General features: G+C 71.2%; 18 protein-coding genes. 8 read left to right on the top strand and 10 right to left on the bottom strand.

The window, feature by feature from the left end:
- Window positions 1–65 precede the first annotated feature (65 nt).
- Window positions 66–527, bottom strand: a complete 462-nt coding sequence (locus ACFY1E_RS29730; RefSeq protein ID WP_389080968.1) for a (2Fe-2S)-binding protein — start codon at window positions 525–527, stop codon at window positions 66–68.
- 32 nt (window positions 528–559) lie between these two features.
- A complete protein-coding gene (locus tag ACFY1E_RS29725; protein ID WP_389081077.1) occupies window positions 560–2,647 on the bottom strand; it encodes a molybdopterin cofactor-binding domain-containing protein in 2,088 nt (695 codons plus the stop codon).
- Between the two features lie 295 nt (window positions 2,648–2,942).
- Between ACFY1E_RS29725 and ACFY1E_RS29720 the strand changes: the two genes are divergently transcribed.
- From ACFY1E_RS29720 to ACFY1E_RS29700, 5 genes are all read left to right on the top strand, one after another.
- A complete protein-coding gene (locus tag ACFY1E_RS29720; protein ID WP_389080966.1) occupies window positions 2,943–4,220 on the top strand; it encodes a YhgE/Pip domain-containing protein in 1,278 nt (425 codons plus the stop codon).
- Between the two features lie 306 nt (window positions 4,221–4,526).
- A complete protein-coding gene (locus tag ACFY1E_RS29715; RefSeq protein ID WP_389080964.1) occupies window positions 4,527–4,700 on the top strand; it encodes a GNAT family N-acetyltransferase in 174 nt (57 codons plus the stop codon).
- A gap of 40 nt (window positions 4,701–4,740) precedes the next feature.
- Window positions 4,741–5,004, top strand: coding sequence for a hypothetical protein (locus ACFY1E_RS29710; protein WP_389080962.1), 264 nt, complete (start codon window positions 4,741–4,743; stop codon window positions 5,002–5,004).
- 48 nt (window positions 5,005–5,052) lie between these two features.
- Window positions 5,053–5,412, top strand: a complete 360-nt coding sequence (locus tag ACFY1E_RS29705; protein ID WP_389080960.1) for a DUF779 domain-containing protein — start codon at window positions 5,053–5,055, stop codon at window positions 5,410–5,412.
- A gap of 192 nt (window positions 5,413–5,604) precedes the next feature.
- A complete protein-coding gene (locus ACFY1E_RS29700; protein WP_389080957.1) occupies window positions 5,605–6,756 on the top strand; it encodes a phosphodiester glycosidase family protein in 1,152 nt (383 codons plus the stop codon).
- A 30-nt stretch (window positions 6,757–6,786) separates the two neighbouring features.
- On the opposite strand, the gene ACFY1E_RS29695 is transcribed toward ACFY1E_RS29700, so the two are convergent.
- From ACFY1E_RS29695 to ACFY1E_RS29660, 8 genes are all read right to left on the bottom strand, one after another.
- Complete coding sequence (locus tag ACFY1E_RS29695) at window positions 6,787–6,981, bottom strand: hypothetical protein (RefSeq protein WP_115914139.1); 195 nt, start codon at window positions 6,979–6,981, stop codon at window positions 6,787–6,789.
- Window positions 6,982–7,092: 111 nt separating this feature from the next.
- On the bottom strand, window positions 7,093–7,953 hold the full coding sequence (locus ACFY1E_RS29690; protein ID WP_389080955.1) for a phosphatidylinositol-specific phospholipase C/glycerophosphodiester phosphodiesterase family protein: 861 nt from the start codon (window positions 7,951–7,953) through the stop codon (window positions 7,093–7,095).
- Window positions 7,954–8,134: 181 nt separating this feature from the next.
- Entirely contained in the window at window positions 8,135–9,217 is a 1,083-nt protein-coding gene (locus ACFY1E_RS29685; protein WP_389080952.1) for an acyl-CoA dehydrogenase family protein, read from the bottom strand.
- The gene (locus tag ACFY1E_RS29680) at window positions 9,214–10,395 is read right to left on the bottom strand and encodes an acyl-CoA dehydrogenase family protein (protein WP_389080950.1); all 1,182 of its coding nucleotides are present in this window, start codon (window positions 10,393–10,395) and stop codon (window positions 9,214–9,216) included. Before ACFY1E_RS29680 ends, ACFY1E_RS29685 begins: the two co-directional genes overlap by 4 nt.
- Window positions 10,392–11,369 (bottom strand): NADPH:quinone oxidoreductase family protein, encoded by a 978-nt coding sequence (locus ACFY1E_RS29675; RefSeq protein ID WP_389080948.1) that lies wholly within the window; start codon window positions 11,367–11,369, stop codon window positions 10,392–10,394. The genes ACFY1E_RS29680 and ACFY1E_RS29675 overlap by 4 nt, the downstream gene beginning before the upstream one ends.
- Before the next feature lie 110 nt (window positions 11,370–11,479).
- Window positions 11,480–11,722, bottom strand: coding sequence for an Lrp/AsnC ligand binding domain-containing protein (locus ACFY1E_RS29670; RefSeq protein ID WP_389081074.1), 243 nt, complete (start codon window positions 11,720–11,722; stop codon window positions 11,480–11,482).
- Between the two features lie 44 nt (window positions 11,723–11,766).
- Window positions 11,767–13,053 carry an RNA-guided endonuclease InsQ/TnpB family protein gene (locus ACFY1E_RS29665; protein ID WP_389080946.1) on the bottom strand — a complete coding sequence of 429 codons (1,287 nt, stop codon included), beginning with the start codon at window positions 13,051–13,053 and terminating at the stop codon, window positions 11,767–11,769.
- A gap of 306 nt (window positions 13,054–13,359) precedes the next feature.
- A complete protein-coding gene (locus tag ACFY1E_RS29660) occupies window positions 13,360–15,075 on the bottom strand; it encodes an IlvD/Edd family dehydratase (RefSeq protein ID WP_389080943.1) in 1,716 nt (571 codons plus the stop codon).
- Window positions 15,076–15,122: 47 nt separating this feature from the next.
- Between ACFY1E_RS29660 and ACFY1E_RS29655 the strand changes: the two genes are divergently transcribed.
- Genes ACFY1E_RS29655 through ACFY1E_RS29645 form a run of 3 tightly spaced genes read left to right on the top strand, consistent with a single transcriptional unit; the run spans window position 15,123 to window position 17,891 of the window.
- The gene (locus ACFY1E_RS29655) at window positions 15,123–15,947 is read left to right on the top strand and encodes an IclR family transcriptional regulator (RefSeq protein ID WP_389080940.1); all 825 of its coding nucleotides are present in this window, start codon (window positions 15,123–15,125) and stop codon (window positions 15,945–15,947) included.
- Between the two features lie 55 nt (window positions 15,948–16,002).
- Complete coding sequence (locus ACFY1E_RS29650; protein WP_389080938.1) at window positions 16,003–16,863, top strand: fumarylacetoacetate hydrolase family protein; 861 nt, start codon at window positions 16,003–16,005, stop codon at window positions 16,861–16,863.
- Window positions 16,864–16,874: 11 nt separating this feature from the next.
- On the top strand, window positions 16,875–17,891 hold the full coding sequence (locus ACFY1E_RS29645) for a zinc-binding dehydrogenase (protein WP_389080935.1): 1,017 nt from the start codon (window positions 16,875–16,877) through the stop codon (window positions 17,889–17,891).
- Window positions 17,892–17,935 lie beyond the last annotated feature (44 nt).

Genomic DNA, 17,935 nt, shown 5'->3' with positions numbered 1-17,935 from the left:
ATGCCCTTCTGGCCATGTGAGCCGGGCCACTCACCCCGCGTGTCGTCCTGCAGACCGAAGAATCGTCAGGAATGCAGGTCGGCCGCCGCCTTTTTGATGGCTTCTCGGATGCGGGAGTAGGTGCCGCAGCGGCAGACGTTCTCGATGCCGTCGATGTCGGCGTCGGTCGGCTCGGGCGTCTTCTTCAGCAGGGCCGCGGCGGCCATGATCTGGCCGGGCTGGCAGAAGCCGCACTGCGAGACGTCGCAGTCGATCCAGGCCTGCTGCACGGGGTGCAGCGTCTCGCCGTCGGCCAGGCCCTCGATGGTGGTGACCCTGCGGTCCGCGCAGTCCTTGACCTTCACGACGCAGGGCTGGATTTCCTCCCCGTCGAGATGGCTGGTGCAGGCGCGGCAGACGCCGACGCCGCAGCCGTACTTGGGGCCGGTGACGTGCAGCAGGTCGCGCAGCACCCACAGCAGCGGCATGTCGGCGGGGGCCTCGACGGTGACCGGCTTGCCGTTGAGGGTGAAGGAGTAGGAGGGCATCGATACCTTCTCGGAGGCTGGTCCGGCGGCGGTCAGAAGTTGAGCGGGAAGCGGCGGGGCTTGGTGCCGGTGGCGCGGGCGTAGGCGTTGGCGACGGCTCCGGAGGCGGCCGGGACCCCGAGTTCGCCCGCGCCGCCGGGCTCCCCCGTGGACGGCATGATGTGTGCCTCGAAGTGCAGTGAGGCATGGCGTTGGCGGGCCCACTGGAAGTCGGCGAAGCTGCCCTCCCGCACGGCGCCGCGGTCGATGTGCAGGCCGGCCTGCAGCACGGTGGAGATCCCGTCGACGGCGGTGCCCATGAGCTGGGCCTCGAGGCCACGCGGATTGACGGCGGTGCCCACGTCGGCCGCCATCACCACCTTGGTCACCCGGGGGTGCTTCGGATCGGTGGCGTCGATCTCGGCGAGACAGGCCACGCAGGAGCCGTACTCCTCGTGGACCGCGACGCCCTGCGCGTGCCCGTCCGGCATGGCCCGCCCCCAGCTCCCGGCGGCGGCCACCTTGTCGAGGACCGCTTTGACGGCCTTGCTGCGCAGTGTCGAGCGGCGGAAGGCGACGGGATCCTTGCCGAGACTCCTGGCGACCTCGTCGACGACGATCTCCTCGGCGGCGCGCACCATCCCGGAGTCCACCGACCGCCAGGCGCCCAGCGGCATCGCCAGTTCGATACCGCCTGCATCTCTGGAGATGCGCCCGAAGTTGTACAGCCCGGAGTCGCTGGGCCGCGGCCCCGCCGTCCGCACGCGCCCCGGCCGTACGAAGGCCGCCTGGCTCGCGGTTCCCTTGTTGCCGGACGACTCGCCCACCCCGGCCATCGCATGGCTGAAGGCGACCACCCTGCCGTCGGCGTGGCTGGCGCGGAAGCGGTGGTGGGTGGCGGGGCGCATCCGGCCGTGACGGGTGTCGTCGTTACGGCTCCACATCAGCTTGACCGGCCGCTTGGCCGCCTTCGAGATCAGCGCCGCCTCGATGGCCGCGTCGAAGTTCAGCCGCCGTCCGAACGAGCCGCCGCCGCGCAGCACATGCACGGTCACCGCGGACGCCGGCAGTCCGGTCGCCGAGGCGATGCTGTCCCGGGCGTCCGTGGGCGTCTGCGAGGAGAACCAGATCTCGGCCTTGTGGGCGCGTACGTCGGCGATCGCGGTCAGCACCTCCATCGGGGCGTGGCTGACGAAGGCGAACTCGAACTCGGCCTCGACCTGCGTCGATCCACGCGGCGGAGACCCCAGGTGCGGTACCGCAGCCTTCAACCGGGAGCGGATCTGCGCGTCGGACAGCGAGGCCAGCGGGCCCGGCGCCCACTTGATCTTCAGGGCGTCGCGGGCCTGGAAGGCGTGGTGGAAGGACTCGGCGACCACGGCGACCCCGCCGGGGACCTTGACGACGGCGTGCACACCGGGCAGGGCGCGGGCCGCCCGGTCGTCGACCGAGACGAGCCTCCCGCCGAGCGTCGGCGGCCTGGCCACCACGCTCGGCTTCGCCCCTGCCACGGACAGGTCCCCGGTGTACTGCGCCTTGCCGGTGACGATGTCCCGGGCGTCGACACGGGTCGTGGGCCGGCCGATCAGCTTGTGCCGGGAGGCCGGTTTGGGCTCGGCGGAAACGGCCGTACGGCGGATCCGGGCGGCGCTCGCGCTCAGTGAGCCGAAGGTGGCGGTGCGGCCGTCCGGGGCGATCACCGTCGTGTTCCCGGTGCGCAGGCTCCAGGCGGGCAGATGCCAGCGTCTGGCGGCGGCGGTGACCAGCCTGGCCCGTGCGGTGGCCGCGAGCCGGCGGGCCGGGCCGTACAGGGAGACGACCGAGTTCGAGCCGCCGGTGTACTGATTGCCCTTGGTCCGGGCGTCCGCCAGGGGGATGTCGACGTCGGCGAGGCGGGCGTCCAGCTCCTCGGCGATCATCATGGCGACGGCGGTCGTGATGCCCTGGCCGACCTCGACCCGCGGCAGCCGTACGACGATCCTGTTGGCGTGGGTGACCTCCAGGACGAGCATCTCGGCGTCGGCACCGGTCACCAGGACGTCGGAGGGGCCTCGCGTGGGCTCGGAGCCCTGCGCCGGGGAGGTGTCGCAGGCGAGCGGGGCGGCGATGGTGAGCGTCGACGCCGCCAGGGAGTACACCATGAACCGGCGGCGGGACACCGCGTGCCGTGGGGCGCCCGTCTCCTGGGCCGGGCCGGTGGGTGCGGCGGAGGACTCGATGCCGTCCAACAGACACTCCTCGCGGGTCGTCCGACTGATGGGTCAACAGGTATGAGGGGCCGGTGGGGCCGTGGGTTGCCTGCGAGCCGTCACGCCGCCGTGCGTCACGGCCTGTCGCGCGCGGCCTGGCCGCCCCCGCGCCCGCTCCTCCGTAGGCTCTGCTTGCAGTACAGGAGCCGTGAGGTGGACGTCCCGTCCCCACAACCTACGGAGAACCATGGCCGACGCCAGCCCCCGGGCCCGTGCCGTCACACTGCTGGGCCGCCCCAAGCTGTGGCTCATGCCCACCGTCCTGACCGGACTGCTCGCCTTCCTGCTGGCCCTGCTCTACATGGGCGGCATCGTCAACCCGCAGCGCGATCTGCACCATCTGCCCATCGCCCTGGTCAACGCCGACACCGGCAAACCGCCGGCCGGGCAGCAGCAGAACGCGGGCACGCAGATCGCCGCGGCCATCACCGCCGACAAGTCGAACGACAAGGCCCGGTGGCGCATCCGCAGCCTCGCCCAGGCCCAGGACGACCTCGACTCCGGCAGGGTCTACGGCGCCCTGGTCATCCCCTCCGACTTCACCGCGTCCATCACCGCGCTGACCACGCCCGGAGCCACCGCCCGGCCGACGATGACGGTGCTCACCAACCCCGGCAAGGGCAGCCTGGGTTCGTCCCTCGCCAGTCAGATCACCACGGCGGCGGCGCACCAGGCCTCGCAGACCATCGGCAAGCAACTGACCGCGGCCGTGGGGACGCGGGCCAACTCCACGACCAAGCTGCTGCTGGCCGACCCGGTGAACGTCGTCACCCAGGTCGGCCACCCGATCGGCAGCCACAGCGGCCTCGGGCTGAGTGCCTTCTACTACACGCTGCTGCTCGTGCTGGCCGGCTTCCTCGGCGGCAACGTCATCAGCAACGCCGTCGACACCGCCCTGGGCTACGCCGACAACGAGATCGGCCCCTGGCACACCCGCCGCCCCACCGTCCCGATCAACCGCACCCAGACGCTGCTGCTGAAGATGGTCATGACCGCGGGCATCACCGTCATCAGCGTCTCCCTGATCATGCTCGCGACCATCAGCGTCCTCGGCATGGACGCCGGCCACATCCCGCTGCTATGGATCTACTCCTACTGCGCCTCGCTCGCGGTCGGCCTGGGTGTACAGGCCATCAACGCGGCATTCGGCGGCATCGGCCAGCTGGTGTCCATGTTCGTGTTCATCGTCCTGGGCCTGCCGTCCTCGGGCGCGACCGTCCCCCTCCAGGCCGTGCCCGGCTTCTACCGCTTCCTGTCCCACTTCGAGCCCATGCGCCAGCTCAGCGACGGGGTCCGCGCCATCCTGTACTTCGAGGCCCGCGGGGACGCCGGCCTCACCCGCTCCTGGATCATGATCGCGATCGGCGCGGCCCTTGGCCTGCTCTTCGGCTTCGCGATGACGCGGTACTACGACCGCACGGGCCACGAACGGCTGACGCCGCAGCCGGCCCGAGCCCATACCTGATACCGGCTGATCATGAGGACCACCGACCCGTCCCATCTCGTCCGGCCGCGAACGGACGCTGACCTCGCCGCCTGCGTCGAGGTGTTGGCCGCCGTGCACCGGCACAGCGGCTCTCCGTCAACTGGCCCGACCACCCGGCCGACTTGCTGACCACACGCTCTCAGCCGACGTCCTGGTTGGCCGAGCTCGACGGCTCCGTGGTCGGCCATCTCAGCCTGTCCCGGGCCACCGAGGGGGAGGCGGCGGCCGCGGTGTGGGCCCACCCGCAAGGGGGTCGGCGTCGATGTCACCGCCGTGGTCGGCCGGTTGTTCGTCCCACCGGCCGCACGCGGACACGGGCTGGGCGCCGCGCTGATGGCGCGGGCCGTCGGGGAGGCCCGGTCGCCGGGGCTGCACCCCGTGCTGGACGTCGTCGAACAGCGCTGGGCACCGGAACAGGTGGTGTCACTGCGCCGCCATGCGGCGCCTGGGCAGCCGTAATCGTCTTGCTGCGGTGAGGGGCGCCGACGATGCTGGTCCGATGCCAGGGCAGCGAAAGCGAAAACACCGGCAACGGGAAGAACAGCGGCGCGCCGCCGAACGTCTCGCCCTCGAGGCCGGCCACTGGAAAGCCGTCTTCGAGACCCACGACGAGTCCGAATGGCGGACGCATCTCCGGCATCTGCAGGCCACGGACCGGCGGATCGACTGGTCGACAGTACGCCTGGACATGCTCTGCGGACGGCTGAGGCAGCCGACCACCTACCGGCTCAGTGTGTTCGTGCCGGATCGCCGCCCCAAGTGAGGGCCGCGTGCAACCCTCTCGCAACCTCCGCCGTGCTGCCCTGAACGCATGCATGAGGAGACCCCGCGCGTCGAACTCACCCCCGCCGCCGCCGACCTGCTGCGCCGGCTGCGTGCCACGCACGGTCCGTTGATGTTCCACCAGTCCGGAGGCTGCTGCGACGGCAGCGCGCCCATGTGCTACCCGGCGGGCGAGTTCCGCACCGGCGGCTCGGATGTGCTGCTCGCGGAGCTGCAGGTCGACGGGGTGCCGGAGCAGGTGACGTTCTGGATGTCGCGCAGCCAGTACGAGGCCTGGAGCCACACCCGGCTGATCGTGGACGTCGTAGCAGGCCGCGGCAGCGGTTTCTCGCTGGAGGCACCCGAGGGGGTGCGTTTTCTCACTCGTTCTCGCGTAGTCGGCGCATAGCCGTCCCGCGGACCACCACGATCTGGTGCACTTCCCCTGAGACCCGAGACAGTTGACGATCCCTCAGGGGGAACTGTGACGCGTCATCAGAAGCGTTTCGCAGCAGGCAGATCCGAGGCAACGGTTCGGACGTCGGTCAGATCGACACTGGCGTTTCTCACGGCATTCGGCGCGCTGGCCGGTGCGGCCCTGGTGGGGGCGGCACCGGCCAGCGGTGTGGAGAGCGGCACCGCGCTCGCGCCGGGGGTCACCTACAAGCAGTTCGACGTCCAGGGGGCGAAGGGCGTGACCCACGCCCATCTGCTCACCGTGGACCTGCGCAACAAGCACGTACGCCTCGGTCTGCTGTATCCGGGAGCCGTGGCCGCACGTGCCGCCGTCTCCAGGATGGCCGACGCACAAGGGGCCGTCGCGGGCATCAACGGCGACTTCTTCAACATCTCCGAGTCCCAGCACCCGGGCGTCGAGGTGACGGGCTCGACCGACGGTCCGGCGATCGTGAACGGCCATGTGCTCAAGGCGTCGGTGCCGGACGGCCAGCGCTTCGGGCCGGCCCTGCCGCCCGGGACCACCACCCGGGACGTGTTCGGCGTGGGCGTGGACCGCAGGGCCCGGCTGGACCGTCTGACCCTCGCCGGGTCGGTCCGCACTCCGGCGGGACGGCTGCCGCTCGGCGGGCTGAACCAGTACGCGCTGCCGGAGAACTCGGTCGGCGCCTTCACCTCCGACTGGGGCAGCGTCTCCCGGGTCCGCGCCACCTGCGGCACGGACACCGACCGGGCGGCCGCCTGCAGCACGGACACCTACGAGGTGACGGTCCGCAGGGGCCGGGTCGTCGCCATGTCCGGCACCCCCGGCAAGGGCGCCATCGCCGCGGGGACCACGGTGCTCGTCGGCCGGGAGGCGGGCGCGCAGCGGCTGCGGAAGTTCTTCAAGGGCGAGCCGGTGACGGTGACGCACCGGCTGGTCTCCGCCACCACCCGCAAGGCGTACCGCTTCGCGCTCGGCGGCTATCCCGTCCTGAAGGGCGGCCAGCCCCTCTCGGGCCTGGACGACGCGACCGGGGCCGTGCGCACGGCCGTCGGCATCGCGGGCGGCGGAAAGCGGCTGCTGCTGTTCGCCCTGGACGGTGCGCCCGCCTACCGCAAGGGCCTGACGATCGCCGAAGTGGCCGACACCATGCGGGCGTTGGGCTCGACCGACGCCTTCAGCCTGGACGGCGGCGGATCGACGACCCTGGTCGCCCGCGTGCCCGGGGAGGCCACCGTCTCCGTACGCAATCATCCGTCCGGCGATGCGGAACGGCCGGTCCCGAACGGCATCGGGGTTTTCTCGGCGTCATGACCGGCGTCAGCAGCCTCAGGCCCGTGAACCTCAGGGGCGGAGGCTGCTGACGATGCCCGCCGTCGCCGTCACGCCACTGTGAATGGTGGGCGCGATGTTCGTGCCCGCCAGGTAGAAGCCCAGCAGTGTGCACACCAGGGCGTGGGAGATCTTCAGCCCGCCGTTGCGGGTGAAGATCACCGCCAGGACCAGCAGCAGCACCACCACTGAGATGGAAATCGCCATTGTCAACCTCCTCCGCTGCGCCGCCACTTCCGGTTCGCGGCGTTCGGCCGCAAGTGTGGCGTAGCGGAGGGTTCGTCCGTGCGGCTGACCTGTCCGCCGAACGTGTGGTGTCTACGCCACCCGGTGGGCGTCCAGGAACGCCTCGAGGCCGGCGAGGTCGTCGGTGTTGAAGTAGTCGACACCGGCGTCGAACAGTTCGGCCCACAGGGCGTCCCGGGCGGGACCGGCCAGGTCGGGGGTGTTCCAGAAGCGCACCGTCTGCCCGCGTGCGTGCGCCTGGCCGATGATTCCGCGCAGCTTCTGCCGCTCGGCGTCGGGGAACGTGCCCTCACCGAGCCAGGTGAAGTTGAGCTGCCAGTTGTCGCTGATCAGCGGGATGAAGGAGGCGGGCGCCGAGGTGCCGAGGTCGCTGAGCCGGCCGTCGTAGAAGGCCCGCCGTACGGTCTGGGTCTCCATGGGGACACGGGCGGCACGGTCACCGGAGATCACGTTGGTGACCGCGCCGGGGACCACACGGCCGTGGGCATACGTCGTGAACAGGTGCTTGTAGCGGCGGAGATGGCGGTCGAGTTCGAGGTAGGTCGACGAGCCCTCGGTCTTGATGTCGATGAGCAGCTGGAGCGGCCTGCGGTAGCCGCGGTACACGGAACCGTGGTTGGCCTTCACGAGCGCGGCCAGGGGGTCGAGGTAGAGGGACTCCAGGGTCCGCTTCGGGTCGAGCTCGTCCGCGGTGTGGCCGACGAGGAGCTGGTCGCCGACGAGGAAGATGTCGGCCTCGACGCTGCCGAAGCGGTGGTCGAGGGCGTCGAAGAGGGGGCGCGGATGCTCGTAGTCGTTGTGGGCGTGGGCGCGCCACAACGGGGCAGGGTGCTTGTGTTCGTCGGCGAACGCGCTGCCGGCGGGCGGGGCGAGCACTGCCGCGAGCGTGGCGCCGAACGCGGTGAGGGCGCTGCGACGGGTGACGAGGGCCATGTTCTGCCTCCCTGTGGGGCGGGTCTGAACCACAGGGAGTATCGGACGGAAAAAGCCCCAATGGACCTGCACATGCCAGGAGTTGGCCGGACTGCCGTTGTCCGTTCACTCCTGCCGCACGGCGGCATGGAAAAGCCCGCCCCAGGTGGGGCGGGCTTCACCGGGTGACCGTCAGGGGGCGTCAGGGTGCCTGGAGGTCGACCAGTTCGGCCACGGCGGACCGGTGGGCGCCGGCCGTGCCGTACGCGATCGAGTCGGCCTTGGCCCGCTTGAGGTTGAGGTGGATGGGGTGCTCCCAGGTCATGCCGATGCCGGCGTGCAGCTGAAGCGCCTCCTCGGCGGCGTGCACCGCGACCGGCGCCGCGTAGGCCTGCGCCACGGCCACCGCCACCTCGACATCCTCTCCTGTGGCGAGCGCGTCTGCCGCGTTGCGGGCGGCCGCGCGGAGGTTGACGACCTCCAGCCACAGCTGGGCGAGGCGGTGCTTGAGCGCCTGGAAGCCGCCGACTGGCCGGTTGAACTGCTTGCGCTCCTTCAGATAGCGCACGGTCTCCGTCAAAGCCCAGTCGGCGAGCCCGAACTGCTCGGAGGCGAGCAGCCCGGCCGCGGCCCGCAGGGCACGTCGTACGGCGGGTTCGGCGTCACCGAGCCTGCGCGCCCGCGCCCCGTTCAGGGTGACGCTTGCGAGCGGCCGGGTGAGGTCGAGGGACACCTGAGGGGTGATGGTGGCCTCGGAGGCGTCCACCGCGTACAGCCCGCCGTCCTCGGCCGGTACGAGCAGCACGTCCGCGGCAGCCGCGTCCGCGATGCCGGTCAGCTCCCCGTGCAGGGTGCCGTTCTCCAGTCGTACGGCGGGAAAGGCCGTGCCGGGGGCGCGGTGCAGCGCCACCGCGAGCACGCCGATGGCCCGCCCGGAGGCCAGCCGCCCGAGCAACTCCTCGTCCCCGCACTCCAGCAGGGCCTCGGTGGCGACGACGGCGCTGGAGAGGTAGGGCACGGGGGCGACCGCGCGTCCCAGCTCCTCCAGTACGACGGCGACTTCGCGGTGCGTGGCGCCCTGGCCGCCCTGCGCCTCGGGCACCAGCAGGCCCGCCAGGCCCATGCCGTCGGCGAGGGCCTTCCAGGCGGCGAGGTCGTGCGGGGCGTCGGACTCGGTGCGCGCGATGACGCCGGGGGCGTCGCAGTGGTCGGCGAGGAGGTCCCGTACGGCGGACCGCAGCGCCTCTTCCTCCTCGGAGTAGAGAAGATCGGGCTGTGCGCTCATCGGGCGAGGTCCTTCCATGCGACGTCCTTGTCGGTGCGCGGCTCGGACGGGAGGCCCAGGACGCGTTCGGCGACGATGTTCAGCAGGACCTCGCTGGTCCCGCCCTCGATGCTGTTGCCCTTGGCGCGGAGGTAGCGGTAGCCGGCCTCGCGGCCGGTGAAGTCCACCAGTTCGGGGCGGCGCATGGTCCAGTCGTCGTACAACAGGCCCTCCTCGCCGAGGAGTTCGACCTCCAGGCCGCTGATCTCCTGGTTGAGACGGGCGAAGGCGAGCTTCATGCCGGCACCCTCGGGGCCGGGCTGCCCGGCGACGAGCTGCTGGCGCAGGCGTTCGGCGGTGAGCCGGGCGACCTCGGACTCCACCCACAGCTTCAGCAGCCGCTGGTGCAGGTCGTGGGTGCGCAGTTCGGGGCGCTCGCGCCAGGTCTTCGCGACCGGCGCGATCATGCCGCCCTCGCGGGGCAGCCGCATACCGCCGATCGCGACACGCTCGTTGTTCAGCGTGGTCTGCGCGACCCGCCAGCCGTCGCCGATCTCGCCGAGGCGGCGGGAGTCGGGGATGCGGACGTCGGTGAGGAACACCTCGTTGAACTCGGCCTCACCGGTGATCTGACGCAGCGGACGGACGTCGACACCCGGGTCGGTCATGTCGCAGATGAAGTACGTGATGCCCGCGTGCTTGGGCACGTTCGGGTCGGTGCGGGCGATGAGGATGGCCCAGCGGGCGTTGTGCGCGCCGGACGTCCACACCTTCTGCCCGTTGACGACCCACTCGTCGCCCTCCCGTACGGCCCGGGTGCCGAGGGCTGCGAGGTCGGAGCCGGCGCCGGGCTCGCTGAACAGCTGGCACCACACCTCCTCGCCGATCCACAGGGGCCGCAGATAGCGCTGCTTCTGCTCCTCGGTGCCGTACTTGAGGATCGTCGGGGCGGCCATGCCGAGCCCGATGCCGTTGCGGCGCGAGTCGTTGTCGGGGGCGCCGGCGGCCTCCAGCTCGGCGTCCACGACGGCCTGGAGGGAGCGGGGTACGCCGAGGCCGCCGAGGCCCTCCGGGTAGTGCACCCAGGCCAGACCCGCGTCGAAGCGGGCCCCCAGGAAGTCCAGGCGGTCGGTGGTCGCCGGTGGGTGGGCGGCCAGCAACTCCTGTGTGCGGCTGCGCAGTTCGGCTGCGTCGGTCATGCGGCGGCTCCGTTCTCCAGGGACGGCAGGACGGCCACCCGGCCGGTGGTCACGCCGTCGGCGACACGCTGCACGGCGGCCGCGGCCCCGGCCAGCGGCACGCGCTCGCTGACCAGCGGCTTGATGGCCCCCCGGGCGGCCAGCTCGGTGAGCTGCTCGTGGCAGTGCGCGATCAGCTTCGGGTTCTTGGTGCCGTACAGGCCCCAGTGCAGTCCGAGGATCGAGTAGTTCTTCACCAGGGCGTGGTTGAGCCCCGGGCTGGGGATGACCCCGCTGGCGAAGCCGACGACCACGATCCGGCCCTCGAAGGCGACGACCTTGGTCGACTGGGCGTAGGCCTCGCCGCCGACCGGGTCGTAGATGACGTCGGCGCCGCGGCCGCCCGTGGCCTCCTTGACGGCGGCGATGACGTCCTCGCTCTTGCGGTCGATGACGACGTCGCAGCCCGAGTCCCGGGCCGCGGCCACCTTGTCGGCCCCGCCGACGACCCCGATCACGGTGGCCCCGGCCGCCTTGCCGAGCTGCACGGCCGCGCTGCCGACCCCTCCTGCGGCAGCGTGGACGAGCAGCGTCTCGCCCGCTTCCAGGTGAGCGCGACGGTGCAGACCGAACCAGCCGGTCTGGTAGCCGATGTGCAGGGCGGCGGTCTCGGCGTCGTCAAGCGAGTCGGGCGCGGGCAGCAGGGTGGCGGCGTCCGCGAGGGCGTACTCGGCGAAACCGCCGTGCGGCAGGGCGGGGTTGGCGATGACCCGACGCCCGTCCTCGGTCTCCCCGCAGATCTCCACGCCCGGCGTGAACGGCAGCGGCGGGCGTACCTGGTAGTGGCCCCGGCACATCAGCACGTCCGGGAAGTTGATGTTCGCGGCACGCACCTTCAGCAGCACCTGGCCGTCGCCGGGCGTGGGGCGCTCCACCTCCTCGAGCCGCATCACCTCGCTCGGCTCGCCGTTCTCGTGCACTTGCCATGCCTGCATGCGGTGCCTCCAGGGGACTGCTCTGTCTGACCGGGGTCCATCGCATACTAAGCGGTCGCTTGCTCATGAGGAAACACTTCACACGGACAAGACTCTCGGTAGCCCTGGGCTCACCCGGGCAGCACGCCGCGGCCGTCGCGGACCTCGAAGACCAGCTGGGTCTCGGTCTGCCGGACCATCGGATGGACGGTCACGTGCTCCAGGATGAGGTCCCGCAGCTCCTCCGGGCTCGCCACAGCCACATGCAGAAGAAAGTCGTCGTCACCGCCGACGTGCCACACCGTCAGGGCTCCCGGCACCTTGACCAGCCGGTCGTAGAGGTTGCGGACATGTTCGCGGCTGTGGCTGCCCAGGCGAGCGCGGGCGGACCTTGATGATGGCTTGACATCCTCCCCCTCTAAAAGAGGGAGATTCCAACCCAGGTGAGTTGAGGTTCACGGACGTTCGAGCGGCCGGTGGCCGCTGTCGTCCCTCCGGCACCGGCTGACCGCCAGGGGCGGGGACACCCGCCCTGTCCTGCCGCGACATTGGTTGCTGCATTGTGATCGGCGTTGCAGGTGAACCCGCAGGACACGCAGACGAAGTCGGCTTGGCTCTTGCGCGACTTCTTCTCGATCCACCCGCAGGCGGAGCAACGCAGAGACGTAAAGGGTGCGGGGACGTCCTCGACCCGGCCCGGAGCCTTGTGCTCCGTGCGCTGCCGGAGAAAGCCCCAGCCCTGGGCGAGGATCGCCCTGTTCAACCCGGCCTTCTGCCTGACCTTCTTGCCAGGCTGCTCGACCGTCCCCTTCGCGGAGGCGGTCATGTTCTTGATGTTCAGTTTCTCGAACCGCACCAGGCGATAGGTGCGGGCAAGCATCGTGCTGGTCTTCTCGCACCAGTCCTTACGCCGGTCGGCTTCGCGCGCCTTGAGCTTGGCGATCTTGGCGTACTCGGCAGTCTTGGCCTCGCTGGCCTTCGGTGCGCGGGCGGCCCGCCGCTGGTGCTTGCGGATCTGCGCCCGTTCCTTCGTGGTGAGCTGCGGGCAGTTCAGTTTCCGGCCGTCCGAGAGGGCGGCGGTGATCTTGACGCCCCGGTCGATGCCGATGACCTCACCCGTGCCGGGCGCGTCGATCGGCTCGGGGACGACGGCGAACGCGATGTGCCACTGGCCGTTGCGGAAGGTGACCCGGAACGTCTTCGCACTGGGCAGCTCGGCGCGGGTGAGCCGGAAGCGCACCCAGCCGCAGCCGGGCACCTTGACCTGGGCCCATCGCCGGTTGAGCTTGTGCACCACCACCGAGCGGCCCATGACCTGCTTGCCCTTGGCGTTCAGCTGCGGCGAACCGTCCGCCTCGAACTCCGGTACTCGGTCGGTGCCGATGACGCGGAATCCCTCGTGCACGTACTTCTTGCGCCAGGTCGGCTCACCGAAGCCGGAGATGAACTTGGCATTCTTGGCCTTGGCGAAGTCCTTCAGGGCCTGCTGTTGCACGTCGGCGTTTCCGGCACGCAGCCATTCGTTGTCACGCCGGGCTCCGGTGAGCTGGCGGCACTGCTCGGCGAACCCGGGCGCTGCCTTGCGGCCCTTGTACCAGTGCGAGTGCTGCTCCACGGCGAGGTTCCACACGTACCGGGCGTGCGCGCAATGGCCGAGCATGATGCTCGCCTGCTCGCTCGTCGGGTACATCCGAAACCGTGCCATGCCGTGAATCTAGCTCGCGCGTTCCCCGGCCGCGCACGCCATCGATCAACATCACCCGGGTGAGTGACCGCTCCCGGTCGCCGACCAGGCCGGCCACCGGTTCACAGGCCCTCAACACCCGGTCACCATCGCGTGTTTGCGGTCGCCCTCAGCGCCGTACCTTTCGGAAGGCTGAATCGCCCTGGCGGCGATTCGGCTTCGCCTGCTCCGCTCCCCGGGAGCGGGCATCAACCCCGGCCCTGAAGGACCGGGCACCTTGGCCGCAAAACCGGTAGACCGCTCAGGAGAGCCGATCCGAGGCACGGCTCAGTGCGACTCGCGGCTCACCTCCGAGCCGCTGGAGCCGACGAGGAAGTCAAGGTCGGCGCCCGTGTCGGCTTGCAGGACGTGGTCGACGTAGAGGCGTTCCCAGCCGCGGCGGGGGTTGGCGAAACCGGTGACGGTGGCCTTGTTCGGCGTGCGGCGGGCGAGTTCGTCGGCGGGTACCTCGACGTCGATGCGGCGGGCTTCGACGTCGAGGGAGATGACGTCCCCGGTGCGCACCAGCGCGAGGGGGCCGCCGGCCGCGGCTTCCGGGGCCACGTGCAGGACGACGGTCCCGTACGCCGTGCCGCTCATGCGGCCGTCGCAGACGCGGACCATGTCGCGGACTCCCTGTTCGAGGAGCTTCTTCGGGAGCGGCATGTTCGAGACCTCGGGCATGCCGGGGTAGCCCTTGGGGCCGCAGCCGCGCAGGACCAGCACGCTGTCGGCGTCGACGTCGAGGTCCGGGTCGTCGATACGGGCATGGAAGTCCTCGATCGAGTCGAAGACGACCGCCCGGCCGCGGTGGCGCAGCAGGTGCGCTGAGGCGGCGGCCGGTTTGACGAGGGCACCGTCGGGGGCGAGGTTGCCGCGCAGGACGGCGATCCCGCCCTCGGCGACGAGCGGCTGGGCACGGGGGCGGATGACGTCCTCGTCCCAGATCGGGGCGTCGTCGAGGAATTCGACCAGGGGGCTGCCGGTGACGGTCAGGGCGTCGGGGTCGAGCAGGTCGCGGACTTCGCGCAGGACGGCGAGGAGGCCGCCGGCGCGGTGGAAGTCCTCCATGAGGAAGCGGCCGGCCGGCTGGAGGTCGACGAGGACCGGTACCCGGGAGCCGATGCGGTCGAAGTCGTCGAGGGTCAGGCCGATGCCGAGGCGGCCCGCGACGGCGAGGAGGTGGACGACCGCGTTGGTGGAGCCTCCGACGGCGGCGAGCGCGACGATCGCGTTGTGGAAGGAGGCCTTGGTGAGGAAGGAACTGGGCCGCCGGTCGTTGCCCACCATGTCCACCGCCAGCCGGCCGGTGCGGTGCGCGGCCTTCAGAAGCCGGCTGTCGGGGGCGGGAGTTCCGGCCGTGCCCGGCACGATCGTGCCCAGGGCCTCGGCCACCACCGCCATCGTCGAGGCGGTGCCCATGGTGTTGCAGTGGCCCCGGCTGCGGATCATCGACGACTCGGAGCGGGTGAACTCCTCCTGGGAGAGCGTGCCCCCGCGGACCTCCTCGGACAACCGCCACACATCGGTGCCGCAGCCCAGAGGTGTGCCGCGGAAGGTTCCGGTGAGCATCGGACCGCCGGGTACGACGACGGCGGGCAGGTCGACGGAGGCGGCGGCCATCAGCAGCGAAGGGATCGTCTTGTCGCAGCCGCCCAGCAGGACGACGCCGTCGACGGGGTTGGCCCGCAGCATCTCCTCGGTGGCCATCGCCGCCATGTTGCGCCACAGCATGGCCGTGGGGCGGACATTCGTCTCGCCGAGCGACACCACGGGCAGGTCCAGCGGGATCCCGCCCGCCTCGTACACGCCGTTGCGCACGGACGCCGCCACCTCGTTCAGGTGGGCATTGCAGGGGGTCAGGTCCGAGGCGGTGTTGGCGATGGCGATCTGCGGCCGCCCGGTGAAGGCGTCGTCCGGTGCGCCCCGCCGCATCCAGGCCCGGTGGATATAGGCGTTGCGGTCCTGGCCCTCGTACCACTGCGCGCTGCGGAGCGTCACCATGGAGCCTCTTCCAATAGTCGGTACGCCGCTCTAGAGTCCGGAACATCATGAAGCGTACGCAGACGTACGAGGGTGCGACAGACCCCGGCGCGGACGGCTCGACCGGCGTCGACGGCGGCCGGCTCGTGGGGTCGGACCGGGTGCTCGCCGTCCTCAAGGAGCTTGCCCGGTATCCCGAGGGCGTGGGTCTGGAGGAGTTGACCCGGGTGATCGGCAGTCCCAAGCCGACCGTGCACCGGGCGCTCGCGGCCCTGCGCCGGGCGGGGCTCGCCGGGCAGGACGCCCGCGGCCACTACGCGCTCGGGGACGAGTTCCTGCGGATGGCCTTCGCCCACCACGAGGCCCGGCCCGACCATGTCCGCGTCCGCCCGGTCCTGGAGGCGCTGGCGCAGCGGTTCGGTGAGACCGCGCACTACGCGGTCCTCGACGGCCGTGAGGTCGTCTACCGCGCCAAGGTCGATCCGCCCAGCGGTGCCGTCCGGCTCACCTCGATGGTGGGCGGCCGCAACCCCGCGCACGCCACCGGAGTCGGAAAGCTGCTGCTGGCCCGCCACTTGGAGACCTTGGCGGAGGTCGAGGCATGGATCGGCGGCTCCGCCCTGGTGCGCCGCACCCCGCGGACGTTGTGCACCGCCGACGCCCTGCACCGCGAGCTGCAGTCCATACGGGAGCGGGGATACTCCCTCGACGACCAGGAGAACGAGCCGGGCGTCAACTGCCTCGCCCTGCCCGTGTACGCGACCTCGCCGAGGACGCCTTCCGGAGCCGTCAGCGTGAGTGCGCTGACCTACCGGACACCGCTGAGCACCCTGGTCGAAGCGGCCGACGAGATCCGTGCGCTGCTCGGTCCCCTCGGCGAGCCCCACCGCTGAAGGCCCGCCGGGGCCGCCCACCCACCCCGCCGAACCCACCCTGGAGACTGAGCTCGTGTACCTCATGCGCATCGGCGCCGTCGGCGCCGAAAAGCCCGTCGCCCGCCTCGACGACGAGACCTATGTGGACCTCTCGGACGTCGTCACGGACTTCGACGAGGCGTTCTTCGGCGCAGGCGGCCTGGACCGCGTCCGCCCTCTCGTGACGGAGCGGGCGGCGGCCGGGCAGGTGTCCCGCTTCGCCGGGGAGCGCATCGGCGCGCCCGTCGCCCGCCCGCACCAGATCCTGTGCATCGGCCTCAACTACCGCGACCACGCGGCCGAGAGCGGTATGGTCGTGCCCGACGAGCCGATCCTGTTCACCAAGTCGCCCAACACCCTGGTAGGCCCGAACGACGACGTGCGGATCCCGCGCGGGTCCACCAAGACGGACTGGGAGGTGGAGCTCGGCATCGTCATCGGAAGGCGCACGAGCTACCTGGACTCGGTCGAAGAGGCGCGCGAGGCCATCGCCGGCTATGTGGTCGTCAACGACGTCAGCGAGCGCGCCTTCCAGCTGGAGCGGGGCGGGCAGTGGGCCAAGGGCAAGTCCGCGGAGACCTTCAACCCCGCGGGCCCGTGGCTGGCCACCACCGACGAGATCGAGGACGTCCTCGCGCTCGACATGTGGCTGGACGTCAACGGGGTGCGCCGGCAGACCGGCAACACCAAGACGATGATCTTCGACCCGTACTTCATCGTGCACTACCTCAGCCAGTTCCTCGTCCTGGAGCCAGGCGATCTGATCAACACCGGCACCCCGCCCGGCGTCGGCATGGGCCTCACCCCGCCTGTGTATCTCCGGCCGGGCGACGTGATGGAACTCGGGATCCAGCAGCTCGGCGCCCAGCGTCAGCGCGTCCTCGGGCCCCGGTGAGCAGTCGCCCCATGCGCGCCTTCGTCCTGACCGGCCCGGGCAAGTACGCCGTGCAGGAGGTCCCCGCGCCCATGGCGGCACCCGGCGAAGTCGTCGTCGAGGTCGAACGGGTCGGCGTGTGCGGCACCGACGTGGAGTTCTTCACCGGCGCGATGGCCTACCTCCACCAGGGCCACGCCGCCTACCCGATGCGGCTCGGTCATGAGTGGGCGGGGCGGGTGGCGGCGCTCGGCGAGGGTGTCGACCCCGGCTGGCTCGGGCGCCGCGTCATGGGCGACACCATGCTCGGCTGCGGGGTGTGCCGCCGTTGTCTGCGCGGCCACCAGCACGTGTGCGAGAAGCGGCAGGAGGTCGGCATCCGCGGGAACCGGCCCGGGGCCCTGGCCGAGCAACTCGCGGTCCCCGCCTCCTCGTTGCACACCCTGCCCGACTCCGTCGACGCCGTGCTCGGGGCGCTGGTGGAGCCGGGCGGCAATGCCCTGCGGGCCGCCGAGGCCGCCGCCCCACGCCCCGGGGACCGGGCGCTGGTCCTGGGACCGGGGACCATCGGACTGCTGGCCGCGATGTTCCTCCGTACGACCGGTGCGGAGGTCCACCTCATGGGCAGCACCGACAGTTCCCTCGCCTTCGCCCGCGCCCTGGGCTTCGCACACGTCTGGGCCGAGGACTCTCTGCCGGACCTGCCCTTCGACGCGGTCGTCGACGCCTCGAACGCCGCCCATCTGCCGGAAAGAGCACTGGAGTTGGTCGAGCCGTCCGGCCGGGTCGTGTACATCGGGCTGGCCGGCGAGCCCAGCAGGATCGACACCCGCACGCTCGCCCTCAAGGACGTCACCGCGGTGGGCATCCTCTCCGCCTCCCCCGGCCTCGACGCCGCCATCCGCGCCTACGCCACCGGATCGGTCGACCCCAGGCCGCTCGTCGCCGCCACCGTGGGCCTCGACGAGGTGGGCCCGGTACTCGCCGGCGAGCGCCCGCCCGGCTCCGGGCCAGGCCCCAAGATCCATGTCGATCCCCGCTCGGGCTGAGGCATGAAACCCGGACACTCGGGCTGAGGCATGAAACCCGGACA

Source organism: Streptomyces sp. NPDC001604, assembly GCF_042893475.1.
In the GTDB taxonomy this organism is placed as follows: domain Bacteria; phylum Actinomycetota; class Actinomycetes; order Streptomycetales; family Streptomycetaceae; genus Streptomyces.
Note: the sequence above shows the minus strand (reverse complement) of the source record. Positions and strands in the feature narration are given on the sequence as shown.

Excerpts from the sequence above, each read along its gene's own strand:
- ACFY1E_RS29645 (WP_389080935.1), top strand. The coding sequence starts at position 16,875 with ATGCGCGCCTTCGTCCTGACCGGCCCGGGCAAGTACGCCGTGCAGGAG.
- ACFY1E_RS29725 (WP_389081077.1), bottom strand. The coding sequence starts at position 2,647 with ATGGTGTACTCCCTGGCGGCGTCGACGCTCACCATCGCCGCCCCGCTC.
- ACFY1E_RS29720 (WP_389080966.1), top strand. The coding sequence starts at position 2,943 with ATGGCCGACGCCAGCCCCCGGGCCCGTGCCGTCACACTGCTGGGCCGC.
- ACFY1E_RS29710 (WP_389080962.1), top strand. The coding sequence starts at position 4,741 with ATGCCAGGGCAGCGAAAGCGAAAACACCGGCAACGGGAAGAACAGCGG.
- ACFY1E_RS29655 (WP_389080940.1), top strand. The coding sequence starts at position 15,123 with ATGAAGCGTACGCAGACGTACGAGGGTGCGACAGACCCCGGCGCGGAC.
- ACFY1E_RS29685 (WP_389080952.1), bottom strand. The coding sequence starts at position 9,217 with ATGAGCGCACAGCCCGATCTTCTCTACTCCGAGGAGGAAGAGGCGCTG.
- ACFY1E_RS29695 (WP_115914139.1), bottom strand. The coding sequence starts at position 6,981 with ATGGCGATTTCCATCTCAGTGGTGGTGCTGCTGCTGGTCCTGGCGGTG.
- ACFY1E_RS29675 (WP_389080948.1), bottom strand. The coding sequence starts at position 11,369 with ATGCAGGCATGGCAAGTGCACGAGAACGGCGAGCCGAGCGAGGTGATG.
- ACFY1E_RS29705 (WP_389080960.1), top strand. The coding sequence starts at position 5,053 with ATGCATGAGGAGACCCCGCGCGTCGAACTCACCCCCGCCGCCGCCGAC.
- ACFY1E_RS29730 (WP_389080968.1), bottom strand. The coding sequence starts at position 527 with ATGCCCTCCTACTCCTTCACCCTCAACGGCAAGCCGGTCACCGTCGAG.
- ACFY1E_RS29660 (WP_389080943.1), bottom strand. The coding sequence starts at position 15,075 with ATGGTGACGCTCCGCAGCGCGCAGTGGTACGAGGGCCAGGACCGCAAC.
- ACFY1E_RS29680 (WP_389080950.1), bottom strand. The coding sequence starts at position 10,395 with ATGACCGACGCAGCCGAACTGCGCAGCCGCACACAGGAGTTGCTGGCC.
- ACFY1E_RS29665 (WP_389080946.1), bottom strand. The coding sequence starts at position 13,053 with ATGGCACGGTTTCGGATGTACCCGACGAGCGAGCAGGCGAGCATCATG.
- ACFY1E_RS29690 (WP_389080955.1), bottom strand. The coding sequence starts at position 7,953 with ATGGCCCTCGTCACCCGTCGCAGCGCCCTCACCGCGTTCGGCGCCACG.